This is a genomic window from Bacterioplanoides sp. (genome assembly GCF_965226395.1).
In the GTDB taxonomy this organism is placed as follows: Bacteria; Pseudomonadota; Gammaproteobacteria; order Pseudomonadales; family Oceanobacteraceae; genus Bacterioplanoides.
This window is the reverse complement of sequence record NZ_OZ245358.1, coordinates 2,434,467-2,457,557: the sequence shown is the minus strand read 5'-3', so window position 1 is coordinate 2,457,557 and position 23,091 is coordinate 2,434,467. Positions and strand designations below refer to the sequence as shown.

Genomic DNA, 23,091 nt, shown 5'->3' with positions numbered 1-23,091 from the left:
TCGGAATGTAATGGATTTATATGAAAACATCAGAATTATTTAATCTATTTGGAAAAATCATTGATTCAGGTGAAGTAAATTATTTTTTCGAAGCTAATCCTTCATTCAAAATTGAAAGGCCAAGTTGTGGGTCTCAATATGCAATCTCTAATAACAATGGAGTAGATTTACTTTTTGAGCCTGATGATGGAGCACAAGGTGGTAAAACTAAAAACCTTAGAAAAATTCAAAGTATGTTCCTATATTCTGAAGGGAAAGATGGCCATGAAGAATACAAGGGAGATATTCCGCTAGGATTTAATTTTAGTGATACCAGAAAAGACTTGATAACAAAGAGTACCCCACAAAGAACTTGGAAAATTGGTCAAGGGGAGGTTGATGTGGATTTTCCTAACCCTAGTCATGATAGGTGGGAGTTCGAAGGATTTTTTATTTCAGCTCATTACTCTAGAAAAACAGGTCAAACTATGTATTTTATTATAACTAGAAGAAAGGCATAACAAGTGGCTAAAACCAACCGTGATCTTTCAGCACACCGGCCAAAACAGCACATTCAACCTATAATTGCTGTAGCAGCAGGATAACTGCTACAGCATGCCTTTTTAAATCAGATCCGATTAAACCAACCGTCCTTCAATCTCAGCCAGCAACCGCTGATACTCCGGACTTTTATCCACCGAATAATTAAGATTCTTCAGCAACCCCGTCAGCTGAGTATAAAAGTCACGCAGAGCGCCTTTACTTTCGATCGCAGGCTGGTGAGCAATCACCTTTTCTAACAAGTGTAATAACGCCTGCTGGCGTGCCATTGGCACTGACACATCCACATCGTCAAAGGCATCCTGTTGCAGATACACCATATCTAATAACGAAGCTTTCTGGCTAAGAATAAAGTCATCCCGGCTTACGCCCCCTTCACCCGTCACCTGCATCATGCGGTTAATTTCTTCACCACGCTCTAATAATTCGCGCAGCTGCATCACCCGATCGGTCCAGCCAATTTCCAGGTTTTTCTCAAACCAGGGTTTTAACTGTTGTAGATAACGCGACCAACTTAATAACGGGTCAACCGCCGGATAAAAACGCTTGTAAGCACGATCGGCCGATAAACCCAAAAAGGTTTTTACCGTACCCAAAGTCGACTGGGTTACCGGCTCTTCAAAGTTACCACCGGCCGGAGACACGGTGCCAATCATGGTAAACGTGCCAGGCTTATCTTCATCTTTGCGCTGTAATACCCCCGCCCGCTCATACACATTTTTAATTGACGAATCGAGATACGCCGGGAAGGCTTCTTCACCGGGAATTTCTTCCAACCGCCCGGAGGTTTCGCGCATCGCCTGCGCCCAGCGCGAGGTAGAATCGGCAATTAATAACACATCAAAGCCCATCGCCTGATAATACTCGGCCAGCGTGATGCCCATATAAATCGACGCTTCCCGAGCCGCCACCGGCATTGACGAGGTATTACAAATAATAATGGTACGATCCATCAGAGTACCGCCGGTTTTTGGATCTGGCATATTGGGGAATTCCTGAATGGTTTCCACCACTTCGCCCGCACGCTCACCACACGCTACCACAATCACAATATCGACATCGGAATAACGCGAAATTAACCCTTGAAGTACGGTTTTACCGGCACCAAACGGCCCGGGGATACAACCGGTTCCACCTTTGGCAATGGGGAAAAAGGTATCCACCAGTCGCATGGTGGTGGATAACGGTTGTTGTGGATATTCACGCTGAGCCACACCGCGCTCAGTTAGTGCTCGGGCAATGGGTTTACGAATTGGCCAGCGTTGTTGCAGCGACACTTTCCGTTCAACACCCTGACCGTTTGACAGCTGCGCAATAAACTCACGCACCTGTACATTGCCCTGCTGAATCCAGTCCAGATTCCAGTCACCGTTTAAATCAAACGGTGCCATAATTTTATGGGTAAAACGTCCTTCCGCCACGGTGCCTAACACTTGTGCCGCACGGACGGTATCACCCGAGCGTGCCAGGGGTTTAAATAACCATTTTTTATCCTGATCCAGCGCCTTAACCTCAACGCCGCGTGGCAAAAAGGTACCGAAGTCATTGGCCAATGCTTCCAGCGGGTTTTGCAGGCCGTCGTACACCATGCCCAATAAACCCGGCCCTAATTCAGCCGATAACATTTCGCCACTTTGTACCACGCCATCACCCACGCCCACACCCGTGGTGCTTTCGTATACCTGAGCATCGGCCTGTTTACCGTTAATGCGTAATACTTCGGCTTTTAACCATTCTTGTCGTCCTTCGCTAGCCTGACCATCATGCGCCAAACGCGACGGCAGAATATAAATCACTTCATTTTTAATCAGCGCTGCAACCTTGCCATCGTTATCAATGCTTTCAATGGTCACCAGATCATCCTGTACCGCTACCACCCGTGCGCTGATATCCTGATTAAATTGACTCATTAAAATTCTCCATGAAAGTCTTCGGGCAGACCACTGATGCTGCTATCGATTAATTGCTGAAAGCGCTGACTGGCCTGCTCGGCGTTATAACGGCTCCAGCGTTCAATAATGTCCCACTTCAATACGTATACCACGACGGCATAAAAGCTGAAGGTTTCGCCACCGGAAGTCACCGGTAAACCGGGGTGAGAACGTGATAAATGTTGCCAGGCTACCTGCAACAAGAGTTTTTCTAATAACAGAGGTTCGTCGTCATCCATTAATTGTTTGGCTTCTATCAGCCAGGGCCGAGCGTGTTCTAAACGAAAATACGGTTCTTGCCAGTTATTTTCGATGCTTTGTTTAAAGCGGCTAACTGTCCAGTCACCACTCAATGGCAAAGACGGTTCCTGATAGCGATGCCGCAACGCACCAACTAACGTGCGGAAATCCAGTTTATCGCGCACCAGTTGATTCAGCGCCGGATCGCTGATGGTATTCAGCACCTGTTTTATCACCGAAATAGGCAGTGAATTATGCCAATCGTGTTTGATTTGAGGTGATAAATATCCCCACTGCAATATGCCTTCGATATCTTCCAATAGGCTGCGATGTTGGGGCGTCAGCGCCGTAAGTTTTTTATCCAGTGCTAAGCGTGATATCGGCGCTTTTTTTGCAGAAAATAACGATAAGTGAGACGGTAAGCCAGTCAGCAAACTCAGGTACTGATCCTGATTGTGCCAGTCAACCTGCTCGCCGGATTCCGGACGATAGCCGCTTAGGTTAGCCATCAGTGGATCACGCCTTCTAACAAGGCACGAAAACGCGGTTGCAAATATTTCAGCAATAAATCGGCAATGGCTTTATCGCTGATATCCACCTGCATATCATGCCCTTTGAGTTTCATCACAATACCCGCTTGTTGCTCACCGGCGGCAAAGCTGATGCCTTCACTGAACATTTGTGCGGATAAGTGTGCGGCTAAATCCGTTAATGGCCCTTCACTGGCTTTCTCTGGGTTAGCGCGAATATCGTCTAATTGCATCATTTGTTGCGGAATTAATACTTCGGCTTCCGTCACTCCTGTATCCGCTTTAACACGCACATCCGAGCTGATCAGGCGTACTGCTTCCAGAATAATTTTTTCTAACAGTGGTACCGATGCCGCTTGCTGCGAAATCTCGCGCGAGAAGTCCTGAGATAAACGCTCTAACATGGCGTTTTTCATATCCAGCACCATGTCACGAAATGCCAGCTGTAACGCATCCTGAGCGGCTTGTTGCTCACGCTCAATTTGTTCGTGGCTTTCTTTTAATAACGCTGCGGATTTTTCCTTAGCTTGTTTTAGCATCAGGTCGGCGCGTTTTTCCGCTTCGGCAACAATATCCAGTGCCTGCTGTTGCCCGGCCTGAATGCCATCATTTTTTAAACGATCAACCAGTTCATCAATACCGGAGGAAATACGCTCGGGTGTATTTTTTTTCATAATATTCTCCCTGGCTCGCTGTGGTTATGGTTGTGGCTGTAGTTATGGCTAGGCATCCGGTAAACTGCCGGATAACACCAGAGCAAAAATAAAGACAAACACACCAAAACCTTCAACAATGGCCGCCGGGGCAATGGATAAGGCAAAAATTTCTGGTTTTTCTTTGGACGCATTAATGGCCGATGCACACGCCCGCCCCTGCCAGATGCCGGTAAATAACAACGCCAGCCCAGCCAACAAACCAATACCCATCAGACCACCACCATTTACGGCGCTAATATCACGTTGCAGGGTGAACATTAAAACAATGCCGTAAATAACAAAGGAGGACGGCAATACCGATAAACCAATAAAACGGCCATAACCGGATTCGGTATCCAGCATGGCACCAATAGCGGCTTGCCCGGCAATGGCACACCCCATAACACTGCCAATTGCTCCCAGTGCAACCGGAGCAAATAATCCTAACCAGCCCAGTGCAATCACCATTTCATTCATGTGTTGATTCCTCCATTCGTACATCGGTTTGCTGCAGTGAAAAACGCGAAAAGGCATAACCCTCTCCCGGTTCACCCCAGTTATAAAATTCAATAAAGTTCAGACGCAGGCCGTGCACCACACCACTCATAATGCCCAGTGCCAGATTGATGATATGCCCAGCCAGAAAAATTAACGTACCGGTAACCAGGCTTAAACCACTGTCGGACTGATAGGCACTGTGTGCCAGATTATTAAAGGTTAATGCCAGTGACGCACTGGCTAAGCCCAGTGCAAACAAACGCATATAACTAAGCACATCACCAAATAATTTACTGAGCCCGGTGAGTTTTAATAAACCATCGGTCAGGCGCAGAAGCGCAGACGGAATAGAATTGACCGGGCGCTCGCTGGCAAACCCTAATAACCCCATCACACTAACAGCCAATAAACTGTATACAGCCGCTGTTGGAATAACAGCAGGCTGCAACCAGATGGCACAACCACCTAAACAAATACCAATCCAGCCCAGCGCTGGTATATATTTTTGCCGCTCATGGCGGTAATTCCAGGCCATACTCAGGTTGGCAATCACGATATGACACACACCAATTAATACAGATAAAGTCATCATCGCGTCGTAGTTATTCAGGTCGATGATTTTTAACGATGCCAGAAAACTATCGTACGGCGCTTCGTAACCAAAATAGCTGCCCACCATCACGCCCCAAACCGCTGCACCATATAACATAAAGCGTAATAAACTGGCCATCGAAGCCGACAAGCGTTTCCAGCTCAGTGCAAGAAAACCACCTAACAACGCGGCATATCCGGCATCCGATAAAATCATGGCAAAGAACAGCGTAAAAGACAGATACAAATGCACCGATGGGTCCCAGCTGCGATAATCCGGCAACTGATATACCGAAGCCAGATCAGCACCGGCCCGGAATCCTTTCACTGGTTGTAATAAGGTTGGCGGCGAATCGTCGGCTTGTGGGTCTTCGGCTACAAAGGCAAACCCCTGCTGCTGACTTAATTGGGTTAGCGCCATCAGGTTTTTAACCGGCAGCCAGGCTTTTAATAAAAACAGAGAAGCGCTATTTAGCGTTAAAGCCGGGTCATTATCCGTGTCGATATCTTGCGTTTGCTGCAGAACGTATTGAAATAATGCCCGGTTATTAGCCTGATCGAGGTCCGTTTGTAATTGTGGTAAATAACGACACAACTGCTGGCGACGTACCTGTAATTCTTCCAGTCGTAATTCCGTTTGCTCGCGCTGCTCAAGTAAGGTGCTCAGCGGCAAGCTGCCCAGATGCTCCCGGGCAACCGGTAATATATGACTATCAGGTTCTTCCGCTGACACTAATACCACATACAGTTCATGATGCTGGTTGCCAACAATTTTCCACGGCAGTGATAACTGCTCTAATGCAGCGCGATGCTTAACCGGTAAGCGGTAAAACCAAAAGCGGAAGTGATCGACATAACTGTCGGGCGGGAAGTTAAAATCTCCCCAGGCTTTCATTGTGACAATACGGTCGTTTAATGCTTCCAACCGATCAGCCACATCCCGGATCTGATCTTTCAGGGCTAAGACTTCGGCTACCACCCGGTCAAAATCAAAATGACGTGCGTGTTTTAATGCTCGACGCGGGTTAGACGTTCGCTGCAAAAAGTGGATAGCCTGATAGGCTTTTTGTGCTTTCGCCGATAATTCCAAATCGTGTGCCGAGTTGGGTTTATCTTTATCGATAATATGTAATTCACCAAACCCCTGCAGGGCAGCAATGATGCTTTGCTTATCCTGATTGCGACCAACCAGCGAGATCTTTTTCAGCCGCACAATACTCATATCGACGCCTCACTCAGAGTCAGGTTCTCGCCATATGAATCTGCATTTGACTGAGCAGCGCGCTTACCTTTAGCAATTTTTGAAGTAATAACGGCTTCCCGATCTTTATCATCGAGATAAATCTGAATTTTACGAATATTTGCCAGCGTTTCTGGTATCAGCACTTTATCGAACAGGTTTACCCGCTGAGTCACTTTTAATAGTTCAGACTCTAAGCGCGCTAATATTTTTTGCTGTTGCAGACGCTTTATTTCTGTTTCCAACGCTTGTTTTAACAACCGCTGAATGCCATCAACCCAGTGAGGACGAGTCAGTATAGCGATAGGCGCGCAATCAAACTCAATCTGTTCAATCTCCTCAATCCAGACGCCAACAATATTAGCCTGACGCTTTTTGACCTCTCGAATGACTACCAGATCCTGCAGCTCAATGCGTTCGTTCGCCAGCATAGGATACTGTTCGCTGACACGCTGCTGAATACGCTGCAATGTTTGTTGTTGCTGCTGCAGGGTTTGCTGGCAGTCTTTCACCGTAACCATTAATTGCTGACGCTTCATTTCCAGCGACGGTAAAAAACGCCGGTAAGCGGCCAGCTGTTTACGCTGCGCGGTTAACGTCGCTTTCGACAATAACAAACGCGCCATCAGACAGTGGCTCCGGCTTCTTTATGTGGATTCGTTTTGTTATCCGTGGCCGTGGCCGTGCCTGTGCCTGTGCCTGTGCCTGTGCCTGTGCCTGTGGTATTGATGCGCGGAAAATATTTATTCACCAACTCCTGTTTCATCAATAGCTGATCGGCACTAAAACAGTCGGCCATAATTTTCCAGGCCAGATCAAGCGCATCTTCTAACTCCATCGACACTTCCAATTCCATAAAGTGTTCACGGAATAAAACACCAAATTTCAACAATTGCTGGTCATAATCACTGAGCTCAAATGCCATAGCCTGTTTCTGTTCGGCTTCAACCGCGGCGGAATAAAAACGGATCATAGTGTTCATCACTTGGCTGTGATCTTCACGGGTTTGTTTACCAATCACAAATTGCTTCAGGCGAGACAAAGAGCCGAATGGATCTAACACACCACTGTGCAAGTAGAACTGGCCTTCGGTGATATAACCGGTGTTATCCGGCACCGGATGGCTAACGTCGTTGCCTGGCATGGTGGTGACCGACAAAATGGTTACCGAACCACCTTTGGCATAATCGCAGGCTTTTTCGTATCGCCGTGCCAGCTGCGAATATAAATCGCCCATATAACCCCGGTTAGAAGGCACCCGTTCATTGGCAATGCCGACTTCTTTCAGAGCATCGGCATAGGCGGTCATATCGGTTAATAACACCAATACCCGTTTGCCCTCCTCCACGGCAAAACGCTCAGCCACTGCCAATGCCATATCCGGCACCAATAAACGTTCAACAATGGAATCAGAGGCCTGATTCACAAACATCACGGTACGTGCCAGTACCCCGGCATCTTCAAACGACTGGCGGAAGAAATAAAAATCATCAAATACCAATCCCATGCCACCAAAAACAATAATGTCGGCATCGGCCTGAATACCAATACGGGATAAAAAGCGGTTGTAGGGTTCGCCAGAGACGGAAAAGATCGGGATTTTCTGGCTTTCAACCAGGCAGTTAAACACATCAATCATCGGCACCTTGGTGCGGATCATTTGTGACGCCAACACCCGGCGCATTGGATTTACCGTTGGGCCACCAATCAGCACCTGGGCGTCGTAGCTAAGCTCCGGGCCATTGTCGATAACCTTACCTTTGCCATTAAAGGTTCGGCCGAGAATATTATCGGAGAAGGTCACCTGCATCGGGTGGCCGAGAAAAGTCACACTGGCATCGGTTGCCAAACCTTTAGTGCCATCCAGCACCTGCATAGTGACCCGATTGCCTTTGATATCGATCACCTGCGCCAGACGGCTGTCTTGCTGGCCATCTTGCTGACCAGAGACCAACGCCAGGTCGTTCAGGCGTACCAGAGGGGGCTCACCAACCGCAGGCACCGGAATCCTCAGCTTCAGCAGATCGCCAACAATTTCTTCAATCGATTGATACGAGGTTTGTTGTGATCCCATAACCATTCCCTTGTTTTGAAAAACTGATCTGACAAACATTAGCCTAGTCAGGCAGCGTGGATGCGTCCTTGATTCAAATCGTTTTTTATGACGTTTTTTGCATCGATATCAAAGATAATAGAGGGAGTAACCGAAGCTACCAGTGATATTGATCATTCTGTCAGTAAAAATGACCGGTCTGTTTCCAGGAGATAACGATATGCCAGAACTCATCGTTTTTTATGATGGACTTTGCCCACTATGCAGCAAAGAAATCAATCACCTAAGAAGCCTTGATAAGCCTGGGTTATTGAAGCTGGAAGACATTAATCAGGATGATTTTGAGTTCCGTTATCCACATATCAGTAAAGCAGAAGCCAACACTATCTTATTAAGTCAGCTGCCGGATGGCAGCTTGCTACGCGGTCTTGATACCACACATGCGGCGTGGTCATTGGTGGGCAAAGGATATTTAACCGCCTGGCTGCGCTGGCCACTGATTCGCTGGTTTGCCGATAAGGCTTATCTCTTTTTTGCTCGTCGGCGGCATACTATTTCGCGATTATTAACTGGCCAGGAACGTTGTGATTCTTGCCGGATCGATTAAAGGAAATAACCAGCGGCGTTAAGCCACTCCATCGCCTCTTGTTCTGTCGCAAACGACTGACGCCGAAAATCGCCTTGTTCAGTAATCATACCATGCAATTGAAGGCGCTTAAGTACAGAAGGGGGATAAACCAGAGCCGATCGTTTCATGCCGTTAGCCAGACACCAGGTGACCAGCTCTTCGATCACCGGGACAATCTCAAGAACGCCAAGATTCCATTCCTCAAGAAAGACGATGTGCCCCCAGTCTCCTGTTATCAGGGGTTGAGCGGCCGAGCGAAGATCCTCACTGTAAGCCAGTGCGGTTTCTTCATTCCAGCTACCACCTACCGTAGCAACCAGAATCCGGCCCGAGACGCTGATTTTGTATTCGCCATGCTGAAATGATGATAACTGCATAAAACCCAGTGACAATTTCAGTGTGAATAATGAGATTGGATCATCACCCATTGGCTGTCAAGAAACGGCCAGGAAATACTGCCGCTCAGTGTTTTTTAGCTTTGTTCTGTTGTTGTCGAAGGCTGATCCGGTTCACTAAAAAGATGATTGTCACTCCCGCCTTGTTGAGAGAAATCCTGTAATGGCAAACGTTTTGGCTGGTAATCAGAAGCCAGTAATAAGCCGATCACTTTCTGGCATAACTGACCAGGTCGGAACGGTTTAATCAGGTAGTCTGAAACCCCCAATTCAACCGCCTGCTGAACTTTTGTCATTTCTGATGACGAAGTCACCATCATAAATGGTAAATCACAAGTCTCTTCGTGTTTACGAATTACTTGCAGTACATCCAGTCCTGATAACTTGGGCATTGCCCAGTCACAAATAATCAGGTTAACCGCATGTTTTTCTAAAAAGTGAATACTGTCTTCACCGTCAATGGCACATAAAACATTATGAAAGCCAAGGTCTTTTAAAAAGGATTGAAAAACCGCCCGAATGGATCCTTGATCATCGACCACCAGAATCCGTTTATTTTTAATCGCAGTCGGAATATCAAGCTCCATGAATAACCTCAGCAGTAAACCAATAAATAACTACTACTCAGACTAGCACTACTTACTTAATCAGCAAGATTCTCAGCACCTTGCGAATGGTCAGACTGACGACTGATCGCCAGCTTTTCGCATAGCTCTTTTGTTCCAACCAGAAAACGGGACGTGGGACGCTGAAAAAACTCCGGATGAATATGGAACAAACTACCGGATTTCACCGATTTTAAATGTGGGTATTGCCGCCAGCCATCCAGCCATTCCGGGCGTGATTCTCCCATGCCACTGGCGACAATGGCATCCGGGTCAGACACCAGTACCGACTCTTTACTGATTTGTGGCGCACGAATCTCCAGTTCGGCATAAATGTTTTTTCCGCCACACAGTTCAATCGCTTTGGAAATAAAGGTTTGTCCATTTTGAGTCATTAATGGCTCATGCCAGACCTGATAAAACACGGATACCGGTGTTTGATGGCTATAAGTATCACGCAGGTGAGTGACTTCTTGCATAAATAAATCGGCTGCTTGATTTCCCTGACGTTCCAGCCCAGTCATTTTGCCAAACTTGCGCAGGTTGTCGGCAATTTCCTCATACGTCACCGGGTCGGATGCAAATAACGTAAACCCCAGTTGCTGCAAACGGTGCAGCTCCCGGGTGGTATTACCATCCGGCCAGGACAACACAACATCTGGCTGTAACGCAGCAATGGCTTCAATATTTAAACCACTGTAACCACCAATACGGGGGATTTTTTTTGCCGCTTCCGGATAGTCCGAATATTTCACAGCCCCGACAATTAAATCACCGGCGCCTACCTCAAACATCAGCTCAGTACCGTGTGGCATTAAACTAACAATTCGGGTGACGGGTTTATCAAAAGTGTGCTCCACACCGGCGTCGTCGGTTAGGATAAATTCGGCGTACGCATCCTGCCCCGACAAAAGCAGAAAAGTGTAAAGCAATAAATAAGGTAATTTCATAATAACCTGCCTGAACCTTCTGATAGATCAATCTGATCGCTTTATTTTTCTCCGTCGCGCCGAAGGGCCATCCATGGCCCTGCCGCGCGAACGCAACATCCTGTTGCTGCTCTGAAAAACAAACCAATCAGATTAATCCAGTGCTTATTTATATTTTGTAATATCCAGTTGTTTTAAAACTGTTCGTACTTTTTCGAACCGATTAAATTCTGGCATTCCAATTCGTAATCGTTTCTGCTCTTTAAAACAGCGCGTCCAGATTTTCTGCTGCACCATTTTTTGCTGCCATTGTTCCACATTCGGATGCTCCAGCGTGATAAATAAATCACTGCTACCAACCACCGGAAGTTCAGCACAGGCTTCCAACATCAGCCGATGAATACGCTGCAGCTTTTGCCGATTTTTCATCTGCCAACTTGTATCAGATAACGCTTGTGTTGCCAGCCATAATGATAAGCCAGACACCGGCCATGGCCCTAGTCGTTGCTTTAACACATCACAATATTGTTCACCAATAAAGGCCGCACCAATCCGTAATCCGGCCAACCCAAAAAATTTACCAACCGAGGTTAATACCAGCGTATTGTCGCGAAGTTGAAGTGGCTGATTATTGGAAACCTCGGCAAAAGCAGCATCCAATATCAGCCAACCATAATTGGCACTCAGCTTTTGTTGCAATAGAGCTATCTGTTGATGGCTCCAACACTGACCAGAAGGGTTATCCGGATTTATCAGAATTAAAATATCCGGCAGATCGACTGCTTCATTATACTTCAGCCGTAGCAGCAGATGGTTTAATTCATCCAGGCTTTTTTCTTTCACCTGCGCACCGGATTGCTGCCATTGGTAAACATGCTCACCGTAACTGCCCGCCAAAGTCCATACCTGTAAATCGGTTATAGAGCGCTGGAATATCTGCCCACTGAAAAACACCGGCAATTGCTGAATTAATGCCTGGCTGCCCGCCGATAAAACCACCTGTTCCGGTTTTAAATCAGCGATTAAAAATCGATAATAATCAGCCCATACGGCTGCGGATTGCTGCAAATATTCACGTTCAGGCAAATGATGCCAACAGGATTGTGGCACTTGAGAAAGATGCTGTTCTACTGGCCAGGCATATGGAGAAATACCGGTGGATAAATCCAGCCATTGTTCGCCACGGCCACCATATTGATCAATGGCGTCTTGCAGATTACCACCATGAAGCGGTTTGGAATGCGCCATCAGAAAATACACACCCAAGCGATGGATAGCCCCAATATCAGCCAAGCCGCCATAAACAAAAACACACTTTTATTTACCAGCGTTAATGCGGAGGCAATATCCCCCACCTCTGCCGGTTTGCCAATGCCCATCACCGGCTTGGTTTGCCATTGTCCATGGTAATACGCGCCCTCGGATAAGGTGCATTGCAGAGCTCCGGCACCAGCGGTCATCACCACTCCGCCGTTGGGGCTGGAACAGTGCTTAGCCTGAGTTTTCCAGCAATAACAGGCACTGTTTTGAGAGCGACCATTGACCAACCGCCGTGGGCTGAAGACACAAAAACAGCAAGCCGTGAGTCGTGCCGGAATATAATTCAGCACATCATCCAGATACGCGGCGATTCGGCCAAAGTATAAATTTTGTGGATTTTTATAGCCCCACATCGCATCCAGCGTATTCGACCAACGATGTAATAGCGCCAACGGTGCACCTCCCACCGCAAACCAGAATAACGACGCAAAAATAGCATCGGAGCTGTTTTCTAACGTGGTTTCAATACTGGCCTGAGCAATTTGTGGTGCATTCAGGGAATCTGTTTCACGGCTGACAATCCAGCTGAGTTTTTCCTGAGCCCGGGTTAAGTCCTGCGTAGCTAATTCTTGTTTAACCGCCAGCACATGTTGCTGCAAACTGCGCCCACCAATACACAAATACAACAATAAAGCTTCAAGAGCGTAGGCTACCCAGTGCGAAAAACTATGCAGCACTTTGAGTCCAACCCAGAAAAAAGAAAATAAAGGTATAACAACAATCATCACTGCCATTGCCCCCAGCATGATCTGCACTGCGGGTGACTGACAAGCGCGAATGAATTGAATAGTGGAAACCTGAGGATTCAGCTGTTTCTGCCAGAATCCGGCCCAATGACCAAAGCCAACCAGAGGATGAAAGCGTTTGGGTTCTGCCAGGAGATAATCCAGCAATAAAGCAATCGCTGCAAAAAATGCACTGATCAATAACGACATGCCGTAAACTACCTGCCCCTGAGTATCCAAACCAACAAAACCCGCAGTTTACCAGAAGGCACCCATCATGACCGTAACCGCTTCTTTCCCGCCCCAGCTGATGGTTCAGGGCACCACTTCCGATGCCGGGAAAAGCACACTGGTCTGCGCCTTGGGCCGTATCTTTGCACGTCGCGGCATTTTAGTGGCTCCGTTTAAACCACAAAATATGGCACTCAACAGCGCGGTAACGGCTGATGGTGGTGAAATTGGCCGGGCTCAGGCACTGCAAGCCATTGCCTGCAACGTGCCCGCCAGCACTGATATGAACCCGGTGCTGCTTAAGCCCACCTCAGATATGGGCAGTCAGGTGATTATTCAGGGGAAATCCATTGGCAATCAGCAAGCGTTGGATTATCACGCCTATAAAAAAACGGCGATGAACGCCGTGCTGGATTCTTATCAGCGCCTGCAACAGCAGCATCAGTGTGTACTGGTCGAAGGTGCGGGCAGTCCGGCGGAAGTGAATTTGCGCGCTAATGATATTGCCAATATGGGGTTTGCCGAAGCGGTAGATTGCCCGGTGATTCTGATTGCCGATATTGATCGTGGCGGCGTGTTTGCACACTTAGTGGGCACGTTAGATTGTTTAAGCGAATCCGAGCAAAACCGGGTGGTTGGTTTTGTGATTAATCGCTTTCGTGGCGATATTAAACTGCTGCAATCCGGGCTCGATTGGCTGGAACAAAAAACCGGCAAACCGGTATTAGCCGTACTGCCGTATTTACATGGTTTATATCTGGATGGCGAGGATGCATTAAACCTGCATCAGCATCTGGAAAATGCCAACAGCAGCCAACAAATACTAAAAGTGGTGGTGCCGGTGTACCCACGCATCAGCAACCACACCGATTTTGATGCGTTAAGAGTTCACCCGAATGTCGATTTACAACTGATTGGCCCGGATCAAACACCACCACCAGCCGATCTGGTGATTCTGCCGGGCTCCAAAAATACCCGCAAAGATCTGCAATGGCTTTTGAACCAACCCGGAAACTGGCAGGAATATTTAAATCATCACCTGCGTTATGGCGGTAAATTACTGGGCATTTGTGGCGGCTTACAAATGCTGGGCACCCGCGTTTGTGACCCACAAGGGGTTGAAGGTGAGGTTGGCGAAAGCCGTGGTTTAGGATATTTGCCTATCACCACCACTCTGGCGGCCGAAAAAACGTTAAAGCAGGTTGAGGGCATGTTAGCGCTACCTAACCAACCGGCCGTGCCAATTCAGGGGTATGAAATTCATGCAGGCATTTCTCTGAGCGATCAATCCGTTCATCGGGTAATTACCTCCGACGACAACCCCAGCGACAACACCAGCACCTGCGGTTATCTAAGTGAAGATCAGCAGATTTTAGGCACCTACTGGCACGGCTTATTTGATACTCCAGAAGCGTTACAACAATTATTAAGCTGGGCCGGATTAAATCGTCATGCCAATGCGTTATCGGATTTTAATCAGATCCGCGAACAGCAAATTGAACGTTTAGCCGACAGCACAGAAGAAGCCTTTGATTTCGATCGTCTGGCAGCTGCGCTGGAAAAATTCAGCAGTTCCAAATCGAACACAGAATCTGATTCATAATAACCACAAAAAATAAATGACTTTTCCGCAAAAATCATACTTTTTTTGCATTATGTGAATAATATCAGTAAATTGCGCGCCCGCAGAAAATCACAGATAAGGAAAAGCACATGGGTGACGCCGATTTAGTGTTTCAGAGTTATGGCCGGGCCTGTAATAACCCGTCTTTCTTTGAAGAGTTTTACTCAAACTTTATGAGTCAGTCTCCGGATATCCGTGCCATGTTTGTGAACACCAATATGGAAGCGCAACGCAGTTTATTGCGTGGTGGAGTGCTGTGGTTAATTATGCATGCCCGCGGTATGTCCGATGCCAAAATCCGGGCTCTGGGAGAAAGCCATAGCAAGAAAAACATGAACATTAACCCGATGTTTTATGGCTTATGGCTGGATGCATTAATCAGCACATTAAAAGTCTACGATCCGGAGTTTACTCCAGAGCTGGAAATCTGCTGGCGCTCAACCTTACGCCCCAGCATCGAAATGATTCAGGATATGTACGACAAATAACAGCAGACTGCGACACTCACAGGGTGAATGCAGCCAGCAATAAGGCTTCCTGAAGCGCAATGGTGGCACCAAGGGTGTCACCGCTGCAGCCACCAATCCGCTTGATCATCATTTGTCGCGCAAAAGCATTCACCGCCAGATACAACAATAAGACTAATATCGCTTTGTGCTGAAATATCACCACCGCCATTAAAGCCAATACAGTCCCAATCACTGCCAGCCTTGTTGGAGTCGCACCCTTTACCAGCGCAGTCGCCAGACCTTTGGCACGCACATACGGCGTGGTGGCTAATAACCCTAATGCGCTGGCACGGGCTAATGCCGGAATCAGCATTAAAGCCAGCAGATAAAAACAGTCGGAGGTCGCCTGCTCTAACAACACCTGCTCCAATAACACATATACCCCGGCAAACTGCACCAGCAATACCAGCATCACCGCCAAGGCACCAATTGGACCAACGCGCGGATCTTTCATAATCTCCAGCGTGCGTTCTTTATCACCCAAGCCACCCACCCAGGCATCGGCACTGTCGGCCAGCCCGTCCAGGTGTAAACCACCGGATAACAAAACCCAGATGGCCGTTGTTAATGCCGCAACTAATAACGGTGAGGCGTGTGGGTTATACCACCAGCAGATCAGGATAAAAGCGATTAACAGGGCACCAATAACAGCACCCACGACCGGGTAAAACAGCAGGGATTTTTGCGCGACTTCGTCATCAACTCGTTTCAGATACGGAGCTGGCAAGCGGGTGAGAAAAACAACGGCATACCAGAAAGCCCAGTAATAACTGCTCATACGTCTGGTGTCGCCAGAATACGGCTAACATCCGCCTGATTCAGCTCTTCGCCGTCCATCGCTAACAGCGATACCCAATGACGGGTTTTGCCTTGTTCTTCACTATGATCAATCTTAAAGCGTATTAAACCGGCATAAGGAATCGCCAGCCGGTTCATCGCCTGAGGGTCGAGTTTCAGCAGATATTGCACCAGCACCCGCATCACCCCACCATGATTAACCACCAGCACATGCTGCCCCTGATACTGTTCCAGCAGCGCTTTCCAGGCCGCGATAATACGTTGCTGAAAATCGGGCACGGATTCACCGTTCGGGGCACAGAATTCCAGCGGGTTCTGCCACATTTTCTGTGCCAGCTGAGGATGTTCCTCAAAAACCTCAGTGACGGGTTTATTTTCCCAATCGCCGTAAAAAATTTCCTGCCAGGATTCCACGATGGAACAAGGGATATTCTGCTGAGCTGACAACCACTGCGCACTTTCAGCACAACGCTGCAGCGGCGAGCTGATAATGTGTTGCCAACGCTGAGCGTGTTTGCTCACCCGCGCCTGAAACTGCTGCCGCCCTAAGTCGCTTAAAGCCAGATCCACCCGGCCACGGAACACATTGCCACCCACGGGCTCACCATGGCGGATTAAGTCGATGTAGGTACTTGTTAATGAGGTTGCGCTTGTTGATGAGCTCGCGTTTGTTGATGAAGCCATACTTAATGCTCTTCCAATCCGGATTCTGATACGCCCGCCTGAGCAAAGGTCGCCATTTGATTATGTAGTGCCAGTGCCTGACGCAACAGCGGCAGCGCCACCGCAGCACCCGAACCTTCGCCAAGACGCATGCTTAAATCCAACAATGGAGTGGCCTGTAATGAGGCCAATAACTGTTGATGCCCGGGTTCTGCCGAACCGTGGCTGAACAGCAGCCAGTCTCTCACTGACGGATTCAGATGCACCGCTAACAGCGCCGCGCTGGTGGTAATAAAACCATCCACCAGCACCGGAATGCCCAGCTGGGCGGCGCGGATATAAGCGCCGGCAATGGCACCAATCTCAAATCCGCCCAGCTGAATTAAGGCATCCAGCGGGATCTGAATATTCCCTTGGGCGCGTTGCACACTGTTCACCAGCACTTCCGTCTTATGGTCTAACGCCTTACCGTACACACCGGTACCCGGCCCGGTTAAGGTAGCCACATCACACTTCATCAACACTGCTGCGGTGGCACTGGCGGCTGATGTATTACCAATGCCCATATCACCAGCAAAAAACAGGTCACACCCAGCTTGCTGAACCCGTTGCAGCTGATCAAAGCCAACCTGTAACGCCTGCTCAGCTTGTTGTGGTGTCATGGCTGCATCACGTGAAAAATCTGCGGTACCCGCAGCAATGCTCTGATGAATCACCCCTTCCAGCTCGCCACAGTAGGTCGCCGTCCCGCAGTTCACCACCGATAACTCAAACTGGTTTTGGTTGGACAATACCGAAATCGCAGCACCACCACAGACGAAGTTTTTCAGCATCTCAACCGTCACCGCCTGCGGAAACGCCGACACACCCTGCGCCGTCACACCGTGATCGGCGGCAAACACAATACAATGAGCATGATTGATTTCGGGGTGAATCCGCCCCTGCATGGCAGCTAATTCCAGCGCCAGTGACTCTAGCTTGCCCAGCGCTCCCGGAGGTTTGGTCAGCTGACTCTGATACAGACTGGCCTGTTCGCGAATATCGTCATGAATATTGGCAGCTGGTTGCTGCCACCAGTGGTGAGTGCTCATAGCGATCAGTCTTTATGGCTCGATTATTATGAAGAATAGTATCAGTTAACCAGATCAACAGCCGGATAAACAGCCTGGCCATGACGTTTAAGCGCCAGTGGCAAACCTGCACTGACCAGAGTTACATGATCAACACGGCGAGCGATGGCCTGATGCAGCCACCCGGCTTCATCAACAAAGCGGCGACTCAGCTCCCCCATAGGAACAATGCCCTGACCCACTTCATTACTGATCAGCACCAGCGGCTGCTGCATCTGTTCCAGCTGTTTAAGAAAGGCGAGTTTTTGCTCAGGCCAGAAATCTGAATCCGGATATAATAAACAGTTGGTTAACCACAGCGTCAGGCAGTCCACCATAATGGCAGCGCTAGGCGACTGGTTTTGCAGATTCTTCAGGCAGCTAGCAAGATCTAATGGTTCTTCGATGGTTTGCCAGTGATCCGGACGCTGCTGTTGGTGCTTTTTAATGCGCTGTTGCATTTCTCCGTCCCGGTTTTCAGCCGTGGCAATATACACCACCTCAACACCCGAATTTTGTTGCACTTGCAACATTTGTTGTTCGCCATAGTGGCTTTTTCCACTACGGGCACCCCCTAAGATCAATTCGACGGCTGACATCTGAGCTATAATTCCTGATTCATCGCAACGGATTTAACCACAAAGGAGAAAGGTTTATGAGCGAAGAACAGAGAATTCATCCCCGCGCTATCCTCAAAAGCACCGTCAGTGTGTTTGAGCGCGGCAGCAAAGACTATCTGGGCTTACTGGTCGACTGCTCCGAAAGTGGCATCAAGATATCCAGCTATGAGGCCTTATCTCCCGGCACCCGGTTTGAACTGGATCTGGTCGATATTCCACCCAATATTGATGGCCGCCGTACCGGGCAATGCATCGCAGAGGTCGTCTGGAGCGATAAATTAACCCCTAGTTTGTATGGCAATGGTTGTGTGATCAGTGATGCTTCTGACATGCTGAAAACCATGATGAAGAGCTACAGCCAACTCTGATTACTCTCTCTCTGACTACTCTCTTGTTGAGAGTATTCCGCTGCTTTTATTATTCCCTATAATGCGCCTCATCGTGTTTATGCAGGCGCAGATATGACCTCTTCTCTTAACCCTGATTCTGACAGTATTCGTCTCGGGATCGACCTCGGTGGTACCAAAACCGAAATCATAGCTCTGGATCATCAGGGGCAAACCTTACTGCGCCAGCGTACCAGCACACCTTCACACTCCGAGCACGACACACCTGAGAAAAACTACCAGGCCATCATTAACAATATGGTTGCCATGGTGCAGCAGGTTCAACAGCAGCTAACTATTCAGGATTACACCCTAGGCATTGGCATTCCCGGGGCAATCAGCCTAGCGACCGGCCGGGTTAAAAATGCTAATACCACCTGCCTGATTGGTAATGATTTACAGGGAGATATCGAACATGCGCTGCAGCACAAGGTTGTGATTGCCAATGATGCCGACTGCTTTGCCTTATCAGAAGCGACCGATGGCGCGGCGGCAGGAAAGCCCTCAGTGTTTGCGGTGATCATCGGCACCGGCTGTGGTGGTGGCTGGGTGATTAATGGTGGACTGGTAAGTGGTCCAAACGCCATTGCCGGAGAATGGGGCCATAACCCGTTATTATGGCGCGATGAACAAGACACTCAGATTGATTGTTACTGCGGCCAACAGGGTTGCCTGGAAACCTTATTGTCCGGCCCCGGTATGCGCCAGCAGGCACGGTATGAAACCGGCGTTGATCAAGCGACGGAAGACTGGTTTGCCGCTTACCAACAAGGTGATACTCAGGCCCGGCAGGTGATTGAGCGCTATCACCGCCGGTTAGCCAAAGCGTTGGCCGGAGTGATTAATACGCTCGACCCACACGCGATTGTGCTGGGCGGCGGTGTATCCAATCTGGATTCAATTTATCAGCAGGTGCCACAATTGTGGGAAGAATACGTGTTCTCCGATACGGTGACGACACCATTACTAAAAGCCAAATATGGTGACTCCAGCGGCGTTCGTGGAGCGGCCTGGCTGGGGTCTGCGATCAAATAACACCACGTTGAGATATCTAAAAGCGTTAGCGAAGCCGATTGAACAAGGCGCAGTGTGTGATGTGTAGTTCACCTACATGAGCACACTGCAACACAGTTCAGGGAAAAATAGATCATCGTCACAGCAGCCAGCCGCCAATGGTTGCAACCGCGATCACCACCATCCAGATCGACATACTGCGCAAATGCAACGAATGCCACTCCTTCAGCTCTTGTGCCGCCATCTCCGCATTTTCGTCCACCCGATGCCATTGTTTGTCTTCACCATTACTCGCCAGCGAACGACAAGCAACCTGATACAGCACATCGGCGCTGGTGGTCTGAGCTTGCCATAAGAAGCTCTGCCAGACTGGCAGAGCCCGGACAAAGTTACCGGCCAGGCCAAAGGTTAAACCTAATAAACGGGCCGGAATCCACTCCAACCAGTGTAAGTAGCGCCAGCCTTTGGCATCGCATTCGCTCGAACGGGCATATTGCACACTGAACCAGGCCAGTAAAACGCCGGCCACATCGGCGACCATATACCAGAACACCATCAGGAAAAAGTATTCAAACCAGCGATGTAATATCACCCGGATTACCTGCAAATTCAGCGTGGCGGCGTCGTTTGCCAGCTCAATTTCGGGAATGGCTAAAAACCGTTCCGCACAGTGATAAGCGCCTTGGGTGTCGCCTCGTTCCAGGTCCTGCAGATACGATTTAAAATGCCGCTGGAAGCTGATATGCGATAGCACATACAGCAGCAGCGCCACTTCCAACACCACGGCAATTAAGCCCCAGGCCATTTGTTCAATAAAATAAAAGCCCGCTGCCACCAGCGCGGTTGGCATAATTACCATCCAGAGGTATTTAAGGTGGCGGGGTAAACGGTTAAATCGCGCACCTTTCAGCCAGAAGTTCATCCAACGAGCAAAACTGCGACTATGGGTACTGCGTTGCGGCAAGGGCAGATTGTTCTGTAGCAGCAGAGCAATAAAAACAATCAGAAACTTCATACAATATCCTTTTTAAAAGCTGACCAGTTAAACGCAGGTCCCGGGTCGGTTTTGCGCCCTGGCGCAATATGCTCATGGCCGGTGATACGCTCGGGCGTTATTTCAGGATAGGCCAACATCAGTGCTTGGGTTACCTCGGCTAACACCTGATACTGAACGTCTTCATAGGGCTGATCGTCACAACCTTCCAGCTCAATCCCAATAGAATAGTCGTTGCAATCCGGTCGGCCTGCAAATTCAGAGACCCCGGCATGCCAGGCACGATCGTTGAGATTCACAAACTGGATAACCTGACCACTTCGCTCGATAAACAGGTGGCTCGACACCTGAAGTTCGGCAATATCAGCAAAATACGGATGTTCATCCGCTGGCAAACGATTCTGAAAAAAGCGTTGCACATAACCACCACCATATTGGCCTGGCGGCAAACTGATGTTGTGGATCACCAGCAGTGACACTTCCTGCTGCGGCCGCTGGCCAAAGTTGGGGGATGGCAGCCATTCAGCGGCATCCAGAATTCCATTAACTATTTTCATAAAGTGGATTTAACCGCAAAAGCGCGACTGACTCTAGCGTCGTCATAACCAAGCATCGTCACAGTCAGCGCCGTCGCCGTAAACCTCTTTGTAGTCAATGACGGTAAATCAAGGTTTGCCGTAGTTTCCCTGATTGGCATCACCTGACCACGCCGATATAGTGACGAGTGACTTATTAACCATAAAAATTCTAAGGAGCTGTGTATGGAAGCGCTCAATAATCTGATTTCTCAGATTAATAATTTCGTTTGGGGACCACCAATGCTGGCCATGTTAGGTCTGACGGGCGTTATTCTCACCGTCGGCCTGATTTTTATGCCCTGGCGTAAAATCGGCTATGCCTTTAAACAACTGTTTAAAAACCAGCCAGATACAGAAGGTGATGTTAAGCCGTTTAATGCACTGATGACCGCCATGTCAGCGACAGTGGGTACCGGTAATATCGCTGGTGTCGCCACCGCCATTGCTCTGGGTGGCCCGGGTGCCATCTTTTATATGTGGGTGATTGCTCTGTTCGGCATGGCGACCAAATACGCCGAAGCCGTTTGTGCCGTCACCTACCGTGAAAAAGACGCCAACGGCAATTTTGTGGGTGGCCCAATGTACTACCTGAAGAACGGCGTTGGTGAAAACAACCCGGGGTTAGGTAAAACCTTAGGCGTTGCCTTTGCTATTTTTGGTGCTGTTGCCGCCTTTGGTATTGGTAATGCGGTTCAGGTGAACTCCATGGCCACGGTACTTAATAACAGCTTCAGCGTTCCCACCTGGTTAACCGGCGTTCTGGTGGCCGTACTGGTGGGCTTTGTGGTATTCGGTGGTATTAAACGCATTGGTGAAGTGGCCGGTAAAATTGTACCAACCATGATTGTGCTGTATGTCGGCGCATCATTAGTGATTCTGGCGATTAACGCAGCTGAAATTCCTCACGCCTTTGCCATTATTTTCCAGTATGCCTTTGAGCCCATTGCCGCCGCCGGTGGTTTTGCTGGTGCTGCAGTTGCTGCTGCGATTCGTTTTGGTGTCGCTCGTGGCGTGTTCTCCAACGAAGCTGGCCTGGGTTCGGCAGCCATTGCACACGCAGCGGCGAAAACCAACAATCCGGTTCAGCAAGGTCTGATCGCCATGCTGGGTACCTTTATCGACACAATTATCGTGTGCACCATGACAGCTCTGGTGATTCTGACGTCTGGCGCCTGGATGGCTGTTGGTGCCGATGGCGCAGGTTTAACCGGCGCTCTGTTAACCTCTGAGGCCTTTAACAGCTCGATCTCAGGTGGTAGTTATATCGTTACAGTTGCCCTAGCAGTCTTTGCTTTCACTACCATTTTGGGCTGGTCTTACTACGGCGAGCGCTGCTGGCAGTATCTGTTTACTGAGAAAACGCTGGTGATCTATCGTCTGATTTTTGTTGCAGCCATCGTGTACTTTGCCAACGCTAAAGTGGACTTCGTCTGGAACCTGTCGGATACCTTTAACGGCTTAATGGCTATCCCGAACCTTGTTGGCCTGCTGTTATTAGCACCGATGGTGTTTAAGGTGACACGCGACTATTTCCAAAACCAAGATGAGTTCCAGAAATAGGAAGCGCTTCAGAAGTAAAACCGGGTTACCCGGTTCCACAAAGCGTGAAGCCGCTTCAAAGGGTGTTCACACAATCAAGGGGTGC

At 48.7% G+C, this 23,091-nt stretch carries 25 protein-coding genes; 7 read left to right on the top strand and 18 right to left on the bottom strand.

Annotation, left to right across the window (positions count from 1 at the left end; translation table 11 throughout):
• Positions 1 to 20 precede the first annotated feature (20 nt).
• On the top strand, positions 21 to 500 hold the full coding sequence (locus tag ACO05E_RS11420; protein WP_419813062.1) for a hypothetical protein: 480 nt from the start codon (positions 21 to 23) through the stop codon (positions 498 to 500).
• A gap of 117 nt (positions 501 to 617) precedes the next feature.
• Here ACO05E_RS11420 and ACO05E_RS11415 read toward each other — a convergent pair whose 3' ends face one another.
• Genes ACO05E_RS11415 through ACO05E_RS11385 form a run of 7 tightly spaced genes read right to left on the bottom strand, consistent with a single transcriptional unit; the run spans position 618 to position 8,339 of the window.
• The gene (locus tag ACO05E_RS11415) at positions 618 to 2,450 is read right to left on the bottom strand and encodes a V-type ATP synthase subunit A (RefSeq protein ID WP_419813061.1); all 1,833 of its coding nucleotides are present in this window, start codon (positions 2,448 to 2,450) and stop codon (positions 618 to 620) included.
• Entirely contained in the window at positions 2,450 to 3,220 is a 771-nt protein-coding gene (locus ACO05E_RS11410; RefSeq protein WP_419813060.1) for a hypothetical protein, read from the bottom strand. Before ACO05E_RS11410 ends, ACO05E_RS11415 begins: the two co-directional genes overlap by 1 nt.
• Positions 3,220 to 3,915, bottom strand: a complete 696-nt coding sequence (locus ACO05E_RS11405; protein WP_419813059.1) for a hypothetical protein — start codon at positions 3,913 to 3,915, stop codon at positions 3,220 to 3,222. Before ACO05E_RS11405 ends, ACO05E_RS11410 begins: the two co-directional genes overlap by 1 nt.
• Before the next feature lie 48 nt (positions 3,916 to 3,963).
• Positions 3,964 to 4,413, bottom strand: coding sequence for an ATP synthase subunit C (locus tag ACO05E_RS11400; protein WP_255857605.1), 450 nt, complete (start codon positions 4,411 to 4,413; stop codon positions 3,964 to 3,966).
• Complete coding sequence (locus tag ACO05E_RS11395; protein WP_419813058.1) at positions 4,406 to 6,247, bottom strand: V-type ATP synthase subunit I; 1,842 nt, start codon at positions 6,245 to 6,247, stop codon at positions 4,406 to 4,408. The genes ACO05E_RS11400 and ACO05E_RS11395 overlap by 8 nt, the downstream gene beginning before the upstream one ends.
• Complete coding sequence (locus tag ACO05E_RS11390; RefSeq protein WP_419813057.1) at positions 6,244 to 6,891, bottom strand: V-type ATP synthase subunit D; 648 nt, start codon at positions 6,889 to 6,891, stop codon at positions 6,244 to 6,246. Before ACO05E_RS11390 ends, ACO05E_RS11395 begins: the two co-directional genes overlap by 4 nt.
• The gene (locus ACO05E_RS11385; protein ID WP_419813056.1) at positions 6,891 to 8,339 is read right to left on the bottom strand and encodes a V-type ATP synthase subunit B; all 1,449 of its coding nucleotides are present in this window, start codon (positions 8,337 to 8,339) and stop codon (positions 6,891 to 6,893) included. The genes ACO05E_RS11390 and ACO05E_RS11385 overlap by 1 nt, the downstream gene beginning before the upstream one ends.
• Positions 8,340 to 8,538: 199 nt before the next feature.
• On the opposite strand from ACO05E_RS11385, the gene ACO05E_RS11380 reads away from it, so the two are divergent.
• Positions 8,539 to 8,925 carry a thiol-disulfide oxidoreductase DCC family protein gene (locus tag ACO05E_RS11380; RefSeq protein WP_419813055.1) on the top strand — a complete coding sequence of 129 codons (387 nt, stop codon included), beginning with the start codon at positions 8,539 to 8,541 and terminating at the stop codon, positions 8,923 to 8,925.
• On the opposite strand, the gene ACO05E_RS11375 is transcribed toward ACO05E_RS11380, so the two are convergent.
• The 5 genes from ACO05E_RS11375 to cbiB form a co-directional block, all read right to left on the bottom strand.
• Positions 8,922 to 9,323: a hypothetical protein gene (locus ACO05E_RS11375; protein WP_421722732.1), complete on the bottom strand. Its 402-nt coding sequence runs from the start codon at positions 9,321 to 9,323 to the stop codon at positions 8,922 to 8,924. The genes ACO05E_RS11380 and ACO05E_RS11375 overlap by 4 nt on opposite strands.
• Positions 9,324 to 9,418: 95 nt before the next feature.
• Entirely contained in the window at positions 9,419 to 9,928 is a 510-nt protein-coding gene (locus ACO05E_RS11370; RefSeq protein ID WP_419813053.1) for a response regulator, read from the bottom strand.
• 56 nt (positions 9,929 to 9,984) lie between these two features.
• Positions 9,985 to 10,896, bottom strand: coding sequence for a cobalamin-binding protein (locus tag ACO05E_RS11365; RefSeq protein WP_419813052.1), 912 nt, complete (start codon positions 10,894 to 10,896; stop codon positions 9,985 to 9,987).
• 144 nt (positions 10,897 to 11,040) lie between these two features.
• A complete protein-coding gene (locus ACO05E_RS11360) occupies positions 11,041 to 12,123 on the bottom strand; it encodes an aminotransferase class I/II-fold pyridoxal phosphate-dependent enzyme (RefSeq protein ID WP_419813051.1) in 1,083 nt (360 codons plus the stop codon).
• The gene (gene cbiB, locus ACO05E_RS11355) at positions 12,123 to 13,130 is read right to left on the bottom strand and encodes an adenosylcobinamide-phosphate synthase CbiB (protein WP_419813050.1); all 1,008 of its coding nucleotides are present in this window, start codon (positions 13,128 to 13,130) and stop codon (positions 12,123 to 12,125) included. Before cbiB ends, ACO05E_RS11360 begins: the two co-directional genes overlap by 1 nt.
• A gap of 67 nt (positions 13,131 to 13,197) precedes the next feature.
• Here cbiB and ACO05E_RS11350 point away from each other — a divergent pair, with 67 nt between their 5' ends.
• Both ACO05E_RS11350 and ACO05E_RS11345 read left to right on the top strand, forming a co-directional pair.
• Positions 13,198 to 14,754 carry a cobyric acid synthase gene (locus ACO05E_RS11350; RefSeq protein WP_419813049.1) on the top strand — a complete coding sequence of 519 codons (1,557 nt, stop codon included), beginning with the start codon at positions 13,198 to 13,200 and terminating at the stop codon, positions 14,752 to 14,754.
• Between the two features lie 110 nt (positions 14,755 to 14,864).
• Positions 14,865 to 15,263, top strand: coding sequence for a globin (locus ACO05E_RS11345; protein ID WP_419813048.1), 399 nt, complete (start codon positions 14,865 to 14,867; stop codon positions 15,261 to 15,263).
• A 16-nt stretch (positions 15,264 to 15,279) separates the two neighbouring features.
• Here ACO05E_RS11345 and ACO05E_RS11340 read toward each other — a convergent pair whose 3' ends face one another.
• Genes ACO05E_RS11340 through cobU form a run of 4 tightly spaced genes read right to left on the bottom strand, consistent with a single transcriptional unit; the run spans position 15,280 to position 18,453 of the window.
• Positions 15,280 to 16,062 carry an adenosylcobinamide-GDP ribazoletransferase gene (locus ACO05E_RS11340; RefSeq protein WP_419813047.1) on the bottom strand — a complete coding sequence of 261 codons (783 nt, stop codon included), beginning with the start codon at positions 16,060 to 16,062 and terminating at the stop codon, positions 15,280 to 15,282.
• Positions 16,059 to 16,766, bottom strand: a complete 708-nt coding sequence (locus tag ACO05E_RS11335) for a histidine phosphatase family protein (RefSeq protein WP_419813046.1) — start codon at positions 16,764 to 16,766, stop codon at positions 16,059 to 16,061. Before ACO05E_RS11335 ends, ACO05E_RS11340 begins: the two co-directional genes overlap by 4 nt.
• 2 nt (positions 16,767 to 16,768) lie before the next feature.
• Positions 16,769 to 17,836 (bottom strand): nicotinate-nucleotide--dimethylbenzimidazole phosphoribosyltransferase, encoded by a 1,068-nt coding sequence (gene cobT / locus ACO05E_RS11330; protein ID WP_419813045.1) that lies wholly within the window; start codon positions 17,834 to 17,836, stop codon positions 16,769 to 16,771.
• A 41-nt stretch (positions 17,837 to 17,877) separates the two neighbouring features.
• Positions 17,878 to 18,453, bottom strand: coding sequence for a bifunctional adenosylcobinamide kinase/adenosylcobinamide-phosphate guanylyltransferase (gene cobU / locus ACO05E_RS11325; RefSeq protein WP_419813044.1), 576 nt, complete (start codon positions 18,451 to 18,453; stop codon positions 17,878 to 17,880).
• Positions 18,454 to 18,509: 56 nt separating this feature from the next.
• Here cobU and ACO05E_RS11320 point away from each other — a divergent pair, with 56 nt between their 5' ends.
• Positions 18,510 to 18,842, top strand: coding sequence for a PilZ domain-containing protein (locus ACO05E_RS11320; protein WP_419813043.1), 333 nt, complete (start codon positions 18,510 to 18,512; stop codon positions 18,840 to 18,842).
• Between the two features lie 93 nt (positions 18,843 to 18,935).
• Entirely contained in the window at positions 18,936 to 19,895 is a 960-nt protein-coding gene (locus ACO05E_RS11315; RefSeq protein WP_419813042.1) for an ROK family protein, read from the top strand.
• A 118-nt stretch (positions 19,896 to 20,013) separates the two neighbouring features.
• Here ACO05E_RS11315 and ampE read toward each other — a convergent pair whose 3' ends face one another.
• The gene (gene ampE, locus ACO05E_RS11310; protein WP_419813041.1) at positions 20,014 to 20,889 is read right to left on the bottom strand and encodes a regulatory signaling modulator protein AmpE; all 876 of its coding nucleotides are present in this window, start codon (positions 20,887 to 20,889) and stop codon (positions 20,014 to 20,016) included.
• Positions 20,886 to 21,425: a 1,6-anhydro-N-acetylmuramyl-L-alanine amidase AmpD gene (gene ampD, locus ACO05E_RS11305; protein ID WP_419813040.1), complete on the bottom strand. Its 540-nt coding sequence runs from the start codon at positions 21,423 to 21,425 to the stop codon at positions 20,886 to 20,888. The genes ampE and ampD overlap by 4 nt, the downstream gene beginning before the upstream one ends.
• 204 nt (positions 21,426 to 21,629) lie before the next feature.
• On the opposite strand from ampD, the gene ACO05E_RS11300 reads away from it, so the two are divergent.
• On the top strand, positions 21,630 to 23,006 hold the full coding sequence (locus ACO05E_RS11300; RefSeq protein WP_419813039.1) for an alanine/glycine:cation symporter family protein: 1,377 nt from the start codon (positions 21,630 to 21,632) through the stop codon (positions 23,004 to 23,006).
• The last annotated feature ends 85 nt before the right edge of the window (positions 23,007 to 23,091 follow it).